Source organism: Luteibacter sp. ME-Dv--P-043b (genome assembly GCF_030209605.1).
Classification (GTDB): domain Bacteria; phylum Pseudomonadota; class Gammaproteobacteria; order Xanthomonadales; family Rhodanobacteraceae; genus Luteibacter.
In genome coordinates this window covers 1-15,063 of the sequence record NZ_JARVRT010000018.1, presented here as the reverse complement: position 1 = coordinate 15,063, position 15,063 = coordinate 1, and the positions used below count along the sequence as shown (strand labels likewise).

Annotated in this window: 13 protein-coding genes, 1 pseudogene and 1 riboswitch; of the genes and pseudogenes, 7 read left to right on the top strand and 7 right to left on the bottom strand. The window is 67.7% G+C overall.

The features are described from left to right. From QRN34_RS11500 to thiC, 4 genes are read right to left on the bottom strand one after another with little or no spacing between them, the layout of a single operon-like run. On the bottom strand, positions 1 to 780 hold the full coding sequence (locus QRN34_RS11500; RefSeq protein ID WP_285404608.1) for a thiazole synthase: 780 nt from the start codon (positions 778 to 780) through the stop codon (positions 1 to 3). A gap of 2 nt (positions 781 to 782) precedes the next feature. Beyond that, positions 783 to 977 carry a sulfur carrier protein ThiS gene (gene thiS, locus QRN34_RS11495; protein ID WP_285404607.1) on the bottom strand — a complete coding sequence of 65 codons (195 nt, stop codon included), beginning with the start codon at positions 975 to 977 and terminating at the stop codon, positions 783 to 785. Then, positions 974 to 1,969, bottom strand: a complete 996-nt coding sequence (locus QRN34_RS11490) for an FAD-dependent oxidoreductase (protein ID WP_285404606.1) — start codon at positions 1,967 to 1,969, stop codon at positions 974 to 976. Before QRN34_RS11490 ends, thiS begins: the two co-directional genes overlap by 4 nt. Then, on the bottom strand, positions 1,953 to 3,776 hold the full coding sequence (thiC, locus tag QRN34_RS11485) for a phosphomethylpyrimidine synthase ThiC (RefSeq protein WP_285404605.1): 1,824 nt from the start codon (positions 3,774 to 3,776) through the stop codon (positions 1,953 to 1,955). Before thiC ends, QRN34_RS11490 begins: the two co-directional genes overlap by 17 nt. Positions 3,777 to 3,841: 65 nt before the next feature. Then, positions 3,842 to 3,948, bottom strand: a riboswitch (TPP riboswitch). Between the two features lie 175 nt (positions 3,949 to 4,123). Between thiC and QRN34_RS11480 the strand changes: the two genes are divergently transcribed. Beyond that, positions 4,124 to 4,429 (top strand): DUF3761 domain-containing protein, encoded by a 306-nt coding sequence (locus QRN34_RS11480; RefSeq protein WP_285404604.1) that lies wholly within the window; start codon positions 4,124 to 4,126, stop codon positions 4,427 to 4,429. A 97-nt stretch (positions 4,430 to 4,526) separates the two neighbouring features. Further along, entirely contained in the window at positions 4,527 to 6,401 is a 1,875-nt protein-coding gene (locus QRN34_RS11475; RefSeq protein ID WP_285404603.1) for an alpha-amylase family glycosyl hydrolase, read from the top strand. An 8-nt stretch (positions 6,402 to 6,409) separates the two neighbouring features. On the opposite strand, the gene QRN34_RS11470 is transcribed toward QRN34_RS11475, so the two are convergent. Further along, positions 6,410 to 6,661: a hypothetical protein gene (locus QRN34_RS11470; RefSeq protein WP_285404602.1), complete on the bottom strand. Its 252-nt coding sequence runs from the start codon at positions 6,659 to 6,661 to the stop codon at positions 6,410 to 6,412. Positions 6,662 to 6,789: 128 nt separating this feature from the next. Between QRN34_RS11470 and QRN34_RS11465 the strand changes: the two are divergent. The 4 genes and pseudogenes from QRN34_RS11465 to QRN34_RS11450 form a co-directional block, all read left to right on the top strand. Next, positions 6,790 to 7,587 (top strand): annotated as a pseudogene (locus QRN34_RS11465) (class III extradiol ring-cleavage dioxygenase); the annotation flags it as partial. 201 nt (positions 7,588 to 7,788) lie between these two features. After that, positions 7,789 to 8,946 carry a glycerophosphodiester phosphodiesterase family protein gene (locus QRN34_RS11460; RefSeq protein ID WP_285404600.1) on the top strand — a complete coding sequence of 386 codons (1,158 nt, stop codon included), beginning with the start codon at positions 7,789 to 7,791 and terminating at the stop codon, positions 8,944 to 8,946. Between the two features lie 57 nt (positions 8,947 to 9,003). Further along, positions 9,004 to 10,473: a hypothetical protein gene (locus QRN34_RS11455; RefSeq protein WP_285404598.1), complete on the top strand. Its 1,470-nt coding sequence runs from the start codon at positions 9,004 to 9,006 to the stop codon at positions 10,471 to 10,473. Positions 10,474 to 10,587: 114 nt separating this feature from the next. Then, on the top strand, positions 10,588 to 12,456 hold the full coding sequence (locus tag QRN34_RS11450; protein ID WP_285404597.1) for an asparagine synthase-related protein: 1,869 nt from the start codon (positions 10,588 to 10,590) through the stop codon (positions 12,454 to 12,456). On the opposite strand, the gene QRN34_RS11445 is transcribed toward QRN34_RS11450, so the two are convergent. Both QRN34_RS11445 and ftrA read right to left on the bottom strand, forming a co-directional pair. After that, positions 12,449 to 13,213, bottom strand: coding sequence for a DUF4339 domain-containing protein (locus QRN34_RS11445; RefSeq protein ID WP_285404595.1), 765 nt, complete (start codon positions 13,211 to 13,213; stop codon positions 12,449 to 12,451). The two genes, QRN34_RS11450 and QRN34_RS11445, sit on opposite strands and share 8 nt — an antisense overlap. Before the next feature lie 43 nt (positions 13,214 to 13,256). Then, positions 13,257 to 14,291 carry a transcriptional regulator FtrA gene (gene ftrA, locus QRN34_RS11440; protein WP_285404594.1) on the bottom strand — a complete coding sequence of 345 codons (1,035 nt, stop codon included), beginning with the start codon at positions 14,289 to 14,291 and terminating at the stop codon, positions 13,257 to 13,259. A gap of 62 nt (positions 14,292 to 14,353) precedes the next feature. On the opposite strand from ftrA, the gene QRN34_RS11435 reads away from it, so the two are divergent. Beyond that, positions 14,354 to 14,773 carry a rhodanese-like domain-containing protein gene (locus QRN34_RS11435; RefSeq protein ID WP_285404593.1) on the top strand — a complete coding sequence of 140 codons (420 nt, stop codon included), beginning with the start codon at positions 14,354 to 14,356 and terminating at the stop codon, positions 14,771 to 14,773. Positions 14,774 to 15,063 lie beyond the last annotated feature (290 nt).

The following is a 15,063-nucleotide window of genomic DNA, read 5'->3' as shown; positions in this document are numbered from 1 at the left end:
TTACCCCCACTGCGCCATCCCCAACACGGGCGTGGACGGTGTGGCCATGTCGCGTGCTTCCATGGGCCCGGCCCGCCACGCGGCGCGGCCCGCGGTGATCGCATGGGCGAAGGCCCCGGCCATGCCGACGGGATCGCCGGCTTTGGCCACGGCCGTATTGAGCAGCACCGCGTCGTAACCCATCTCCATGGCGGCGGCCGCCTGCGACGGTAGCCCGATGCCGGCATCGACGATCAGGGGTACGCCGGGATAGTGGCTGCGCAGGGTGCGCAGGGCGTAGGGGTGGCTGAGGCCACGCCCGCTGCCGATCGGCGCCGCCCAAGGCATCAGCACGCGGCAGCCGGCATCGAGCAGGCGCTCGGCCACGCCCAGGTCGTCGGTGGTGTACGGAAACACCTCGAAGCCTTCGGCCGCGAGGATGCGTGCCGCTTCCACCAGGCCGAAGACGTCGGGGCGCAGCGTATCGCTGTCGCCGATCACCTCCAGCTTGATCCACGGCGTGTCGAACAGCTCGCGTGCCATGCGCGCGGTGGTAACCGCCTCCTTCACCGAATGGCAGCCTGCCGTGTTCGGCAGTACCCGGCAGCCGAGTTCGCGCACAAGCTGCCAGAACTGCTGACCGCTCTGCGCGCTGGCCGATTCGCGGCGAAGCGACACCGTGACGACCTCGCTGCCGGCGGCACGCACCGCCTCGGCCAGGCACGCGGGCGACGGGTATTGCGCCGTGCCCAGCAGCAGCCGCGAGTGCAGTTCGTGCCCGTAGAGCACAAGGGTATCCATGCTCAGCCTCCCTGCATCGGCGCAAGGACCTCGACGTGGTCCCCCGCGCGTAACAGCGTTGAGCCGCGCTGCGCCGCCGGCACGAACGTGCCGTTCAACGCCGTGGCGACGACCGCCTCGCGCAGACCCATCCGCGCGAGCAGCGCAAGCAGGTCGGCGGCATCGTCCTGTGTTTCTCCATTGACCGTGATGCTCATGCCGCCTCCGCATAGTGATCGGCCAGGCCATCCGCCAGGTGTTCCGCATACCACGGCGACAGCAGGAAACCGTGCCGGTACAGGCCGTTGAAACGCAGCACCTGGCCGTCGCGCACCACCGCCGGCAGGTTGTCGGGAAACGCTGGCCGAAGGCCGACGCCGAGCTCGACGATCTCGGCGTCGGCCAGGGCCGGGTGCAAAAGGTAAGCGGCGTTGAGCAGTTCCATGGCCGAACGCGCGCTCACCGGGCCTGCGTGCTCGCTCTCGATCGAGGTGGCGCCGAGCATCAACAGCCCGTCCGCGCGGGGAATGACATAGACCGGCGTACGGGGATGCAACAAGCGAACGGGTCGATGCAGGCGGATATCCCTGCTGCGCAGCAGGATCATCTCGCCGCGGACGGCACGCAGGCTGGGCAGCGCGTCGCGCGCACCCAGCCCACGGCAGTCGATCACCGGCCGGTCGGCGAAGTCGTCGCAACGCACGTCAGCGTCCATTTCGAGGCGGCCACCGAGGCGGCGCAGGGCAAGAGCCAGTGCCTCCAGGGCGTGCCGCGGATCGAGATGGGCTTCATCGGCAAACCACAGGGCCTGTCCGAAGCGGCCGGCCAGGTCGGGTTCGAGCGCAGCAAGGGCGTCGGCATCCAGCGCCTCGTGGCGTTCGGTGCGCGCGGCGAAGCGCGCCAGGTCCGCACGATCGCGCGGCACCACCACCACCAGCGAACCGCCGCGCGTCACGCCCGGCACATGCCGTGGCCACCAGTCCAGCGCCGCCATGCCACGCTCGCTCACGCGCGGCTCGCTGCCATCACGCTCGCAATACGGCGCCAGCATGCCACCTGCCATCCACGAGCAGGCTTGCGCACCCAACGTCGCCGATCGCTCGTACAGCACCACCCTCGCGCCACGTTCGGCCAGCGCCAGAGAGGCCGTCAGTCCGGCCACGCCCGCACCGATCACCGCGACCTCCCTGCCCTCAAGCGGCCGGGACATACAAGGCGCCCCCGCCGGCCAGGAATTCCTCCGACTTCTGTGCCATGCCCTCCATGGCTTCCGCTTCGCGACGCAGGTCCTGCGAGATCTTCATCGAGCAGAACTTCGGGCCACACATGGAGCAAAAATGCGCCACCTTGTGCGCGTCCTTGGGCAGCGTGGCATCGTGGTAAGCGCGCGCGGTGTCCGGGTCCAGCGCCAGGTTGAACTGGTCCTCCCAGCGGAAATCGAAGCGCGCGCGCGACAGCGCATCGTCGCGCAGCTTCGCGGCCGGATGGCCCTTGGCCAGGTCCGCGGCATGCGCGGCGATGCGGTAGGTGATGACACCCACCTTGACGTCGTCGCGATCGGGCAGCCCGAGGTGTTCCTTCGGCGTGACATAGCAGAGCATGGCGGTGCCGAACCAGCCGATCATCGCCGCGCCGATGCCGGAGGTGATGTGGTCGTAACCGGGTGCCACGTCCGTGGTCAACGGCCCCAGCGTGTAGAACGGTGCCTCGCCGCACAACGCCAGCTGCTTGTCCATGTTCACCTTGATCTTGTGCATCGGTACATGGCCCGGCCCTTCGATCATCACCTGGCAGCCGTGGTCCCACGCGATGCGGGTCAGCTCGCCCAGCGTTTCCAGCTCGGCGAACTGCGCCGCGTCGTTCGCATCGGCGATGGACCCCGGACGCAGGCCGTCGCCCAGCGACAACGACACGTCGTACTGCCGGCAGATGGCGCAGATCTCCTCGAATTTCTCGTAGAGGAAGCTCTCGCGATGGCCGGCCAGGCACCAGCGCGCCATGATCGAGCCACCGCGACTGACGATACCGGTGACACGCCGTGCCGCCAGCGGCACATGGGCCAGGCGCACGCCTGCGTGGATGGTGAAGTAATCCACGCCCTGCTCCGCCTGCTCGATCAGCGTGTCGCGGAACACCTCCCAGGTGAGCTTCAGCGGATCGCCGCCGACCTTCTCCAGGGCCTGGTAGATCGGCACGGTACCGATGGGCACCGGCGCGTTGCGCATGATCCACGAACGGATGTTGTGGATGTTGCGGCCCGTGGAAAGATCCATGACGGTGTCGGCGCCCCAGCGGGTGGACCACACCAGCTTCTCGACTTCCTCGGCCACGCCGGAGCTGACCGCGGAATTGCCGATGTTGGCGTTGACCTTCACCAGGAAGTTGCGCCCGATGACCATCGGCTCGAGTTCCGGATGGTTGACGTTGGCGGGCAGGATCGCCCGCCCCCGCGCGATCTCGTCACGGACGAACTCGGGGGTGACGACGTCGGGAATCTGGGCACCGAAGCTCTCGCCGTCCGCGCGCCGTTCCGCGGCATCGCTCAAGGCGTGTTCCCGGCCGAGGTTTTCGCGGAAAGCCGCGTACACCATCTCTTCGGTGACGATGCCGGCTTTGGCGAATTCGTATTGCGTCACCAGGCGCCCGGGCAGCCCACGACGCAACGCAACCGGCGCGGGACAGGCTGGCACCACGGCGTCGGCGCTGAGGTTGCCGTTGTCTTCGGGCCGCACGTCGCGACCGTCGATGCGGACCAGCTCACGGGCCGCCAGCCAAGCTTCACGCACGGGCGGCAAGCCACGAGCGAGATCGATGCCCGCTTCGGCATCGGTGTAGGGGCCCGAGGCGTCGTACAGGTTGAGCGGCGCTTCGCGGGGGTCGCTCAGCGTGACCTGGCGAAAGGGAACGCGCAGGTGGGGATGACCGGGCGGGGAAAGGTAGACCTTGCGCGAGCCCCGTATCGGGCCGGTGGTCACGGTCGCGGGCGCATCCGCGTTGACAGGCGTGTTCGAAAGCATGGATCTCTTCTCCTGGAGGATGGGAGACCCGGGGCGACGATAAACAGGGGGTGCACGCCCCATGGCGTGCCTGGCATTCCCGTCCCTTCGCCGGCATGACCCGGATCAGGTTCGAAGGGTCCGGCCGCTGCCATCTCAGCCCTGCCATCGCAGGACACCCCTCGGAACGGGTCAGAGCCTACCCAGTTTCGATGGAAGGGAACAAGTGCTTGCCGCGGCGGCGTAAGCACCGCCGACCTGCAGGCAAATACGGCACGTCGTCACAAGAACCAGCCCTCCGCGACGCGCGCGGCATGGTGCTTGCTCGTCGTTCCGGGCGGAATCACCGCCCGACCAAGGAAACGCCAATGCTTGCCCGTCTACTGCTGTCCCTTGCCGCCACCGCGCTTTTCGCCACGTCCGCGCTGGCCCAGCAGGCCGTTCCCCAACAGGCGCGACCTTCCTCCTATCACCGCGCCGCACCGGGTGCCGCGTTGGTTGAGGACGGCTATTACACGAACCGGGACGGCATCCAGGTGCACCGCCCCGCCCACACCACGAACGACCAGCCGCCCGCTGGTGCATCCGCACAATGCGGCGACGGCTCCTTCAGCTTCAGTCTGAACCGCCGCGGCACCTGCTCCCATCATGGCGGTGTGACGCGCTGGCTCTGATCGCGGCCTTGCAATCGGTTGCACCTCGCGGCACGATCGAGGGCTACGGCACGGGCCTCGCCTGAATCGACAGGCGCCCGGGGCCGACGGAGTAGCGATGAGCATGTTGTGCGACGCCGCGGAAGCCGGTGCGGATGCGTTCCACGAAGCGTTGGGCGGCACGCCCCGGCAAGGTCGGCAGGCAAGCGCGGAGGTGATTCGCCGTCTTTATCGGCTGCTGGAGGCACTCTACGGCCGTAGCGAAGGGTTCGCGGACCACTTCGCCGATCTTTGCGATCGCCTCGGCCACCTCGCCAACGCGCGCCCCGCGGCCCTGCGTGCCCGTGACGAACGACGCGCCGTGCGGCCCGACGGGTTCCTGGAGGAACGCCCCGTGGCCTATATGGCCTACGTGGACCGCTTCGCCGGGGATCTGAACGGCGTGCGCTCACGCATACCGCACCTGCAGAAGCTGGGCGTGACCTACCTGCACCTGCTTCCGTTCCTGCGCGGGCGCAATGGCGAGAACGATGGCGGCTTTGCCGTGCGCGCGTTCGACGAGATCGAACCGCGGCTGGGCACGATGGCCGACCTGGAAGCGCTGTGCACCGACCTGCATGCGGCGGACATCATGCTGTGCTCGGACCTGGTGTTGAACCATGTCGCGGACGACCATGCATGGGCACGCGCCGCCGCCGCGGGCGACACACGTTACCAGGCCTGGTTCCACACTCTGCCCGACCGGCAGGCATGCGACGCCTACGAGGTCGGGCTGGACCAGGTGTTCCCCGAAGCCGCGCCGGGCAACTTCACCCACGTGCCGGCCATGGGCGGTTGGGTCTGGACCACGTTCTATCCTTACCAGTGGGACCTCAACTACGCCCACTTCCCCGTGTTCGCCGCGATGGCCGAGACCATGCTGGGCCTGGCCAACCGTGGCGTCGACGTGTTTCGCCTGGACTCCGCGCCGTTCCTGTGGAAACGCGCCGGCACCGCGTGCACCAACCAGCCGGAAGTACACGTCATCCTGCAGGCGTTGCGCGCGGTCATCGAGCTGGTTGCACCGGGCGTGCTGCTGAAGGCCGAGGCGGTGATGCCGCCGGCCGATGTGTCGCGCTACCTGGGCGACGCGCAGCATCCCGAATGTCATCTGGCATACCACAGCGGCCTCATGGCCGCCTCGTGGACGGCGCTGGTGGAACAGCGCGCGGACATGGTGGAAACGGTCATGAAGGCCACCCCGCCACCGCCGCCCGGTACCGGCTGGATGACCTATGTGCGTTGCCATGACGACATCGTGTGGAGCGTGCTGAAGCAGGACGTGGCGGCCGGTGGCCGGCGCTTTCGCGAACGCATCGGTTTCGTCGCGGATTTCCTCGAAGGTTGCGTGCCGGGCAGCTATGCACGCGGCGTCGCGTTCCAGCGCGGACGCGAGCGCACCCTGCACGGCACCAACGGTATGACCGCCGCGCTCGTGGGCCTGCCCGGCAACGATCCCGCGGCGCAGCGCCTGGCCCTCGCCCGGTTCCAGCTGCTTTACGGCCTGGCCTGCTGGGCGGGCGCCGTGCCGATGATCTTCATGGGCGACGAACTGGCCCAAGGCAACAACGAGGATGCGCGCGATGTCGACTCCATCATGGCGGACAGCCGATGGACCGGGCGTCCCCGCTTCGACGAAACCCGTCTGCGTGACATGGAGATCGGTGACGGTCTGCCGGCATCGAGCTTCTCCGCCATACGCGCCATCCTCGATGCACGCGCCGACACACGACTGGACCCACTGGCACCGGTCACGGTGATCGACAGCGGTCACCCCGCCGTACTCGCCTTGCAGCGTGGCCCGGATGCCTGGGCGGTGTTCAACTTCAGCGCATCGCGTATCCCGCTGGACGATCTGCCGGTTCGGCTGAAGGCGCGCGACGAAGTGCTGCACGGCCAGCGAGGGGCGGGATTGATGCCTTGCGGCATGCTATGGGTCGTAAGGGGTAGCTAGAGCCAGCGTCAGGGCATCGCGCCGGCCAGCGCATCCGTGGTCTGCCAGATGCCCGAATCGTCCTCCACCCGCATGCGCACCGGCACGTTGCGGCTGCGGTGCAGGGTCAGGGCGAGCGCCAGTGCGAATTGAACCGACTCGGCACGGCTGGCGAAGCCGCCTATGCGCTCGCGTTCCTGCAGCACTGCGTACGCTTCCGCTCCCGTGCCGCCCTGGGGCAGGTACAGGGTAATGGTGTTCCCTAAATCGCGCGCTTCCATCCTGGTCTACCTCGTCTTGGCTGTGCTGCCGACCGGAGTGGGCCACAACCCGCGTCAAGGGAAATGCTACGTGGGGTGCAGCGCGGGGATTACGATAGCCCGATCAGCCTCGACGCGAGACGGCCGGCATGCGACTTCCCACCTACTTCCTCTCCCACGGCGGCGGCCCCTGGCCCTGGCTCAAGGACGACCAACGCGGAGCCTACGACGCCCTGGAAGCCTCGCTGCTCGCCGTTCGCGGTGAACTGGGCGACGCGCCCCGCGCCATCCTGATGGTCTCCGGCCACTGGGAAGCCAGCCGGTTCCTGGTGTCTTCGGGCACCCAGCCGCCGATGATCTTCGACTACCACGGCTTTCCCGAGCATACCTACCGCATCCGCTACGACGCGCCGGGCGATCCGGTACTGGCCGAACGCGTGTATCGACTGCTGGCGGATGGTGGCGTGCCTTCGGGTCTCGATCCCCACCGTGGCTTCGACCACGGCACGTTTTCCCTGATGCACACGCTGTATCCGGAAGCGGCGCTGCCCGTGGTTCAATTGTCGCTACGGGCGGACTTCGACCCGGCGATGCATCTGCGCGTGGGCGAGCTGCTTGCCCCGCTGCGTGACGAGGGCGTGCTGATCGTCGGCAGTGGCCTCAGCTTCCATGACTTGCGCAACTTCATGAACGGCAGGGGCGGTACCGCGTCGGCCCTGTTCGACCGATGGTTGAACGATGTCCTGGTGGATGCGCCGCCCGCCATGCGACATGCACAACTGCTGCACTGGGCGGATGCACCGGCGGCACGCGCGGCCCATCCACGCGAAGACCACCTGCTGCCGCTCATGGTCGCCATCGGCGCCGCCGGCGACGATTCCGGCACACGCATCTATCACGAGCGCGACTTCATGGGTGCGATCACCGTGTCCAGCTTCCGCTTCGGCGCGCCGCCCCGGTAACTCTGCGGTCGCTTGGATGTCATATCGCTCTGGCTTACTATGCAAACGATTGCATAAGGGCTTTTGGCGCGATCCGGCATCCACGACCGACATCCGCCGCCACGCATCCTGCGGTGCTTCCGCATGGATACACCCGTGCCGGCGCATGCCCCACGGTCTTCGTTCTGCCTTTTAGGACACACACACATGAGTCGTTTCAGCAGATCGCTACGCCGCTCCACCCTTCCCCTCTGCGTCGCCCTCTCGGTCGCCGCACTGGTCGCCCCCATCACGGCCATGGCCGCCAACAACTGGAACCCCAGCCGCATCCTCGCAGCGTTCGAGAATCCCTACGTCGGCAACACCAAGGATGTCGGGGTCATTTCCCACCGCGGCATCGTCGACAACGGCTGCCCCGAAAACTCGTCGTGCTCCATCCTGAACACGTACAACCACAACGTCGAAGCCATCGAACTGGACGTGAAGGAAGACGCCGACGGTGCGCTCTGGTTGTTCCACGACCAGAATGCCGGCCGCATGCTCTTCCACCTGCCCAACTTCGACATCTTCCAGCCCGCGCAGAACCCGAAGGGCTGGGACCCGGACATCCGCACCCTGTCATCGCAGGAGCTGCTCGGCTCCTTCCTCCGTGACCGCAACTTCTCCAAGACCGGGTACCACCCGGTCACGGTGGCGCGCGCGTTGGCGACGGTGAAGACCGAGGCCAACCACATGCTGGTCGTGCTCGACATCAAGACCGTGACCGCGGTGAATCAGGCGGCCAACCTCGCCAAGCAGCTGGGCATGCAGAACCAGGTCGTGCTGAAGTTCAGCTCGTCGCTGTTCGCCAGCAATCCCAACGCCATGCTCGGCGCGACCAAGGGCGTCGCCTTCGCCCCCACGGTCTACGCGGGTGACGAAGACAACATCGCGACGCATTACAACGGGCTGTGCGGTGCGATCTCACCGGAATCGGCGCAGTGCCGCGTGAACGCATGGGTCAACGAGGCCAAGGGCATCGGTGCCTCCTGGGTCGAGATCGGCAACAAGCAGCCCGTCTCGGGTGACCCGACCTTCGGGCTACTGCGTGCCGAGGCTGGCCTGAAGCGGCCCGTGGGTGCGTTCTCGCCCGTCATCGAGTACCGCGTCAACATGCACGACGGGTACCACTTCGTCCGTAGCAACGGTACCTGCTGCGCGGCGCTGAACGACTACCTGAGCCGCACCCGCTACTTCGGCAACGAAACGCGGGACGACCGTCCCAACTTCACGGCGCAGGTGTTCGCCGGCGCCACCAACGTCATCACGGACGATCCGCTGAGCGTCATCCCGGCGGTTCACCGCGATACGTCGCGTTACCAGTAAGCGTTACCGGTGGCCGGGAACACGTGCTCCCGGCCACCCCCCACCGGATGCCCCCTCATGCGCTATTCGTTCATGGCCGCCGGACTGCTGTCCGCGCTGATCATCACCGGTCTTATCGTCTTCCATCACCCGTCGGCTGCCGTTGCCGCCGAAGCCGGCCCCGCGTCGAAGCAAAGCCCGCAAGCGACACAGACCCCGCCCGCCTGGGATGCCTCGCCAGCCCGGCCCGTGGCAGGCATCGCGGCCGATCGCCTGGGCGCCTGGACCGACGATCTCGCCGCGCGGGCCCGCCAGTTGCCCCCCGGCCTCGAAGCCGATGTGCTGCTTCGCCTCGCCGCCGCCTTGCCCGGTGGCGACACCGTGCGTATCGACCGCCTGCTCGACCGCGCGGGAATCGCCGCGGCCCATGCGCAGCGCCGCCTGCCCGGGCTGGCCACGCTGGCTTATGTGAACGACGAAACCGCGGACCCACTGCACCGCCCGTTCACGGCCGGCCTGGACACCACCCACCTGATGCTGCGCAACGCGCACCAGCGTGGACTGCAGGGCGCCGCACTCGCCGATGCGTGGCGCGCCCTGCCCCTTCCCGACGCCACCACCTGCACGGCCTACTACGCCGACGACCCACAACCCGCCTTCGAGGCAATCACGGCGGGCGCATCCCCGGGCGACCCGCTGCAGCAGGCATGGGATGCACGCCTCGCCGCCGCGCGGCGCGAAACGGAAGCCGCGGCCGCCCTGCACGTGCTGACCAAGGTGCCCGAAGCCGCCGTGCCGCGCATGGTGCCCGCCCTCGTCGCGCTGATGGATCGTGCCCGCAGCGACGATGCCTCGTTCTCCCTGACGTCGCTCAGCATGGCCGGTGACCTTCCCCTGGTCGTCGCCCGGCTCGACGCCACACCCGAGCTGCAGAAGCGGCTCAACGACGCGTACATCCGCTATGTCACCGATCACCTCGCATCGTCGCGTTGCGAATCCAGCACGAAGGGCGAGCACTGGCTGCTCGAGCAACGTTTCATGGCCGGCGTGGAAGGCACGCCGGATGCCGACACCGCGATTCCCGCACCGGATGCACACAATCGTGACGCCAGCGAACTGCGCAAGGCCGGATTTGTCGTGCGCCAGGCGCTCGTTTCCACGGACGGCACGCCGCCCATAAGCACCGCGGCGACGACGTCGGCCATCGTGGCGCTGCTGGATCGCAGCGAGGCGGCGCTAGCCCAGGCCGACGAACACGATGCCGAAGCGCGCATGCCGCGGACCGTGCTGCACGAACTGGCGCCGGCGTTGGAATCGATGCCTGCCGGTGCGTTACGCGACCGCGCCTTCGGGCTCGTACGAAAGGCCATCGTCAGCCCCGCCATCGAACAGGACGACGACCTGTGGTGGGGGGAGACCCTGGGCCTCCTGCGCGGCATGGGCGCGTGGCCCGACGGTGCCCAACGCCTCGCCAGTCTGGCACGCGATCCCGACCTGCGGCTGTCCGTCTACGCGCAACTGGGGGCGGCGGGGCTGCTCGCGCAGTGATCGCAAGAACCATGCCGACATCCGCAATTTCGTAAGGAGCGCGAAAGCGACGACGCCATATCGTGATCCCGCTCACGGAGAAGGCGTTACTTCTCCTCAACGGGAAGGTGTTACATGTCTGGCTTGCTGGGATGCTGGAAGTCGCTCGGGTCGTCCGCACAAGACGCCGACGGCATCCTTGCAAGGACGCATGCCGATGCGTCGACGACACGCGAACCCCAGGTCCTGTCCCGTTGCGGATCGCTGTCGCTGTCGTCGTTCTCGTCGTCTCGCCGGGCCGACGGGGGAACGCTGCGCTCCCCCAGTGGACGGTACCTGTTTACCCTTTCCGGCGATATCTACGGCCGGCGCGGGCACCCGGCCGACGGTGGCGTAGTGCCCTATCGCTGCCGCCTGAAGACCTTCGCCGAGGCACTGGATCGCCTTGGCATCGTCGATGCCGTGCGGGGCATGGACGCCGGCGGTGTCGGCTGCCTGTGGGATGAAGACGAACGCTGCCTGTGGCTGTTCCGCGATCGCGCCGGCGAGCGAAGCCTCTACTACAGGCCCGGCCTGGGGCATTTCACCGTGTCGTCCTGCCTGCGCTCCATCGCCGAATGCCCGGGCGACATGGCGACGATTTCACCGGATGCGGTATGCGCTTATCTGCGTTTCGGCTACGTTCCCGCGCCGTTGTCCATCTACCGTGACGTCTACAAACTCGAGCCGGGGACGCTGAAACGGTTCGAGCCGACCGGTGCGCCGGGGCATGCGTACCTGGCGCAGGTCGACGAGATCCCCTACTGGGATACGCGAGAGCACATCGCCCGCTCCGAGCAGGAAGGCCGGCAGCTCACCTTCGACGAAAGCGTCGGTGCCACGCACCGCGCCATCGACCAGTCCGTCGCGCGGCGGTCGTTCGGGGCAGGCACGTTTCTGTCCGGCGGCGTGGATTCCAGCATCGTCACCGCTGTCCTGCAATCGCACAGCGCCACGCCGGTGGACACCTTCACGGTGGGCTTCGACGATCCTAGCCACGACGAGAGCGCCTGGGCGGCCAAGGTCGTGGCCGCCCTGGGCGTGCGCAACACACATGCCACGCTGGCGGGGCACCAGGTACTGGACCTGCTGGGCAAGGTGCCCGCGGCGTTCTGCGAACCCTTTGCCGACTCCTCGCAGATTCCCTCCCTGCTGGCCTGCCAGCTCGCGTCGTCCGACGTCGGCGCGGTCCTGACCGGCGACGGTGGCGACGAGCTGTTCTTCGGCCATTCGTCCTACAGCCGCGCCATGCGCAACGCGCGGATGGCGCAACGCATACCGGGTCCGCTACGGCGTGCCGCCGGGCGGTATACCTCGGCACGCGGCGAACGCTCGCGGCTGGGTGGCGTGCCGGCGGTGATCGCGGAAGCGTCGCTGTCCACGCTGGAGCAGTGCTACATGCAGCGTGTGTCGAAATGGCGCCATCCCGAGCAGGTCGTGCGCAACAGCACGGAGCCCGGCACCGTGTTTACCGATCCCGTCCGGCAGTTCGCCGGCGGCAGCGACATGCAGCGGGTGATGTACCTCGACCTGAAGATGGACCTCGCCGAAGGGCTGATGACCAAGGTGGACCGCTGCGCGGCCGCCTACGGCATCGTCGCGCGCCACCCCTTCCTGGATGCGGACGTGATGCAGGCGGCATGGCGCATCCCGGCCCGGCACCTCTTCGCCGGCGGCGAACACAAGGCCGTGCTCAAGGCGGTGCTGGAAAACTACCTGCCGCGCGAACTGGTCTACCGCCCGAAGGTGGGCTTCGGCGCCCCGGTGTCGCGATGGCTGCGTGGCCCGCTGCGCGACTGGGCGGAACATCATCTCGATCCGGTGACGCTGGAAAGCCAGGGCATCTTCGATGCGGGAAAGGTCACCGCGCTGTGGCGCGACTTCCAGTCCGGCTGCAACAAATGGCACACCCACCTGTGGCCCATCCTGATGTTTCAGGCCTGGATGACGACCCGGCTCAGCTGAACAGGCGCACCGCCACGATGATCCCCAGGACCAGCAGGACCATGAGCACGCCGTAGATCGCCCAGAAGATGCCCTTGGGCGCGTCCTCGATCACGCCGGTCTGCTGCCAGCGGGCGATGCGCGACATCTGCCCCTGCAGGTACCAGGTGGTGAAGAAGAACAGGGTGACCCCGCCGATCTCCATGGGCAGGCCGCGCTCGGCGCCGAAGCGCTTCAGCGAGGCGGACATGGAGTAATAGCCCATGTAGATGAAGACGATGTCGACCACCTGCAGAAGGAACGCGATCGGCGAGCGGTCGCCGATGAAACCGGCGGCGAACCCGCACGCGAGCGCGATGATGAAGTAGACGGTGACCTTGCTGCGCGGATCGATCTTCTTCACCCACACCGACTGCACGAACATCCACACCAGCGCGAAGATGCCCAGCGTGACGACAGTCAGCACCGCGACCCAGCCCCAGTGGAGGCTCGGTGCGATGGGGTCGGCGTTGCGGGGCGAGGCTGCCGCCACGGTAGTGGCGCGGGGCGTCAGGCCCGGCGGCGGCATCTCCAGCGAGGGCGGTTCGGCATAGGCGGCGTCAGGTGCGGGATGCTCTCTCAGGAAGGTGTCCAGCGGCAGCCACTCGCTCATGCCCTCTCGCCAGCACAGCGCGGCACTGTCGAGCGTGCCCTGCCGGTGCCAGCGCCGGACGGTGTCCATCGCGTACGGCCCGAAACGCTGGCCATTCAGGCCAAGCCAGGTCTGTGCGTCTTCCAATGCGTTCCCCCTAGTCCGTGTGATGCGTCACACCGCGCCGATACTATACAGAGGCGTCCAGTGAAAAACGCCGCCTGTAGACCAGCGGACTGACCCCCATCCGGCGCCGGAAGTGATGGCGCAGCGTGATCGCGCTGCCGAAGCCGCTCCGGGCCGCAACGACCTCCACCGGCAACGTGCTGCCTTCGAGCAGCACCCTGGCCCGCTCCACGCGGGCACGCACCAGCCAGTCGGCGGGCGAGACGCCGGTGAACTCGCGGAAGCGGCGCAGGAAGCTCCGTTCGCTCATGGCGACCGAGGCGGCCATGTCGCTCACCGTCGTAGGCCGGTCCAGTTGCGTCATCAGCCGGTCCAGCAGCGAGGGCAAGCGGTGGTCCGCCTCGCGCCGGACCACGGGCTGCGAAATGAACTGCGCCTGCCCGCCGTCCCGGTGGGGCGAGATGACGAGTCGCCGGGCCACCTCGTTGGCCCGGTCGGGACCGAAATCGCTGCGTACCACATGCAGCAGGAGGTCCAGCCCTGCCGCACTGCCGGCCGAGGTCAGGATCCTGCCCTCGTCGACGTAGAGTACGTCAGGCTTCACGTCGATCCGCGGATAGCGCTCGGCAAGCCGTTCCGCGTAGCGCCAGTGCGTCGTCGCCGACGTGTCGTCCAGCAGACCGGTGGCCGCGAGCACGAAGACTCCGGAACAGATCGAGACGAGCCTCGCGCCACGGGCATGCGCACGCCTCAGCGCCCTGACCAGCGCAGGCGGTACCTCGACATCGATCCCCTGCCAGCCCGGCACCACGATGGTGTGGGCCCGTCGAAGCAATGCGAGGCCACCCTCGGCGGTAACCATCAGCCCACCCAGCGCGCGCAGCGGACCGGGCGAGACCGCGCACGTGGCGAAGCGATACCAGTCGGGGCCACATTCGGGACGTGGCAGCGCGAACACCTCGGCGACACAGCCGAACTCGAACGTGCACAGCCCGTCGTAGACCAGGGCCACGACGAGCGGGCCGGCAGGGGAGCTGGGAACGAGCGTCGTGTTCGAGGAGCTTGCCTGCTTTGGCGTGATCTGATCGATGGGTGGCATATCCGCCAATTGTGGCAACCCCGCCACGCGTAAACAATACGGCCACACCCAAGGAGCAGGCCATGTCCAACGCCGTCACCGCCCTACCCGCCGCCGCTTCCGCCGAGGCGCTTCGCCACTTTTCCGTCGAACTGACCTTCCAGACCGACTGCTGGGATGTCCACGAGGCGATCGCATCGGGCCAGCCGGGCTTCGTACTCGTCGACGCGCGCAGCCCCACGTTGTACGCCAGGGGCCACCTGCCCGGTGCCGTCAACATGCCCCACGGAAAAATCATCGCATCTCGCCTCGGCGCGTTTCCCGCGGACACGCTGTTCGTCACCTATTGCGCCGGACCGCACTGCAACGGGGCGACACGCGCCGCCATCCGCTTTGCCGGACTCGGCCGGCCGGTCAAGCTGCTCGCGGGCGGCGTGACGGGCTGGCTGGACGAAGGGTTCGCCCTGGTCACCGCCGAAATGGACCGGACTCAATCGATCTAATCGGCTCATGACCGATTCATCTGCGGGGGTTTAAATTTACTCCCAAGGTTGCCGAGAGGCACCGGTCCCACGCATATCTGGCAGTTCCCCTGCTGCCTTTGCATCGATGGATGTCCCTGAGCCCGCGGTCCCCTCCGCGGGCTTTTTAATGGGCGCTCGCCATGACCGGGCCTGCTCGCCTTAAGTCGAAGCCGAAGCCGAAGCAATCGTGGCTCGGATGGCACGGCGACGAGGCGCTGGGTGGTCACACTCTGCGCTCGAGCAGCGGCCGCAAGCGGCCGAACTCGCTC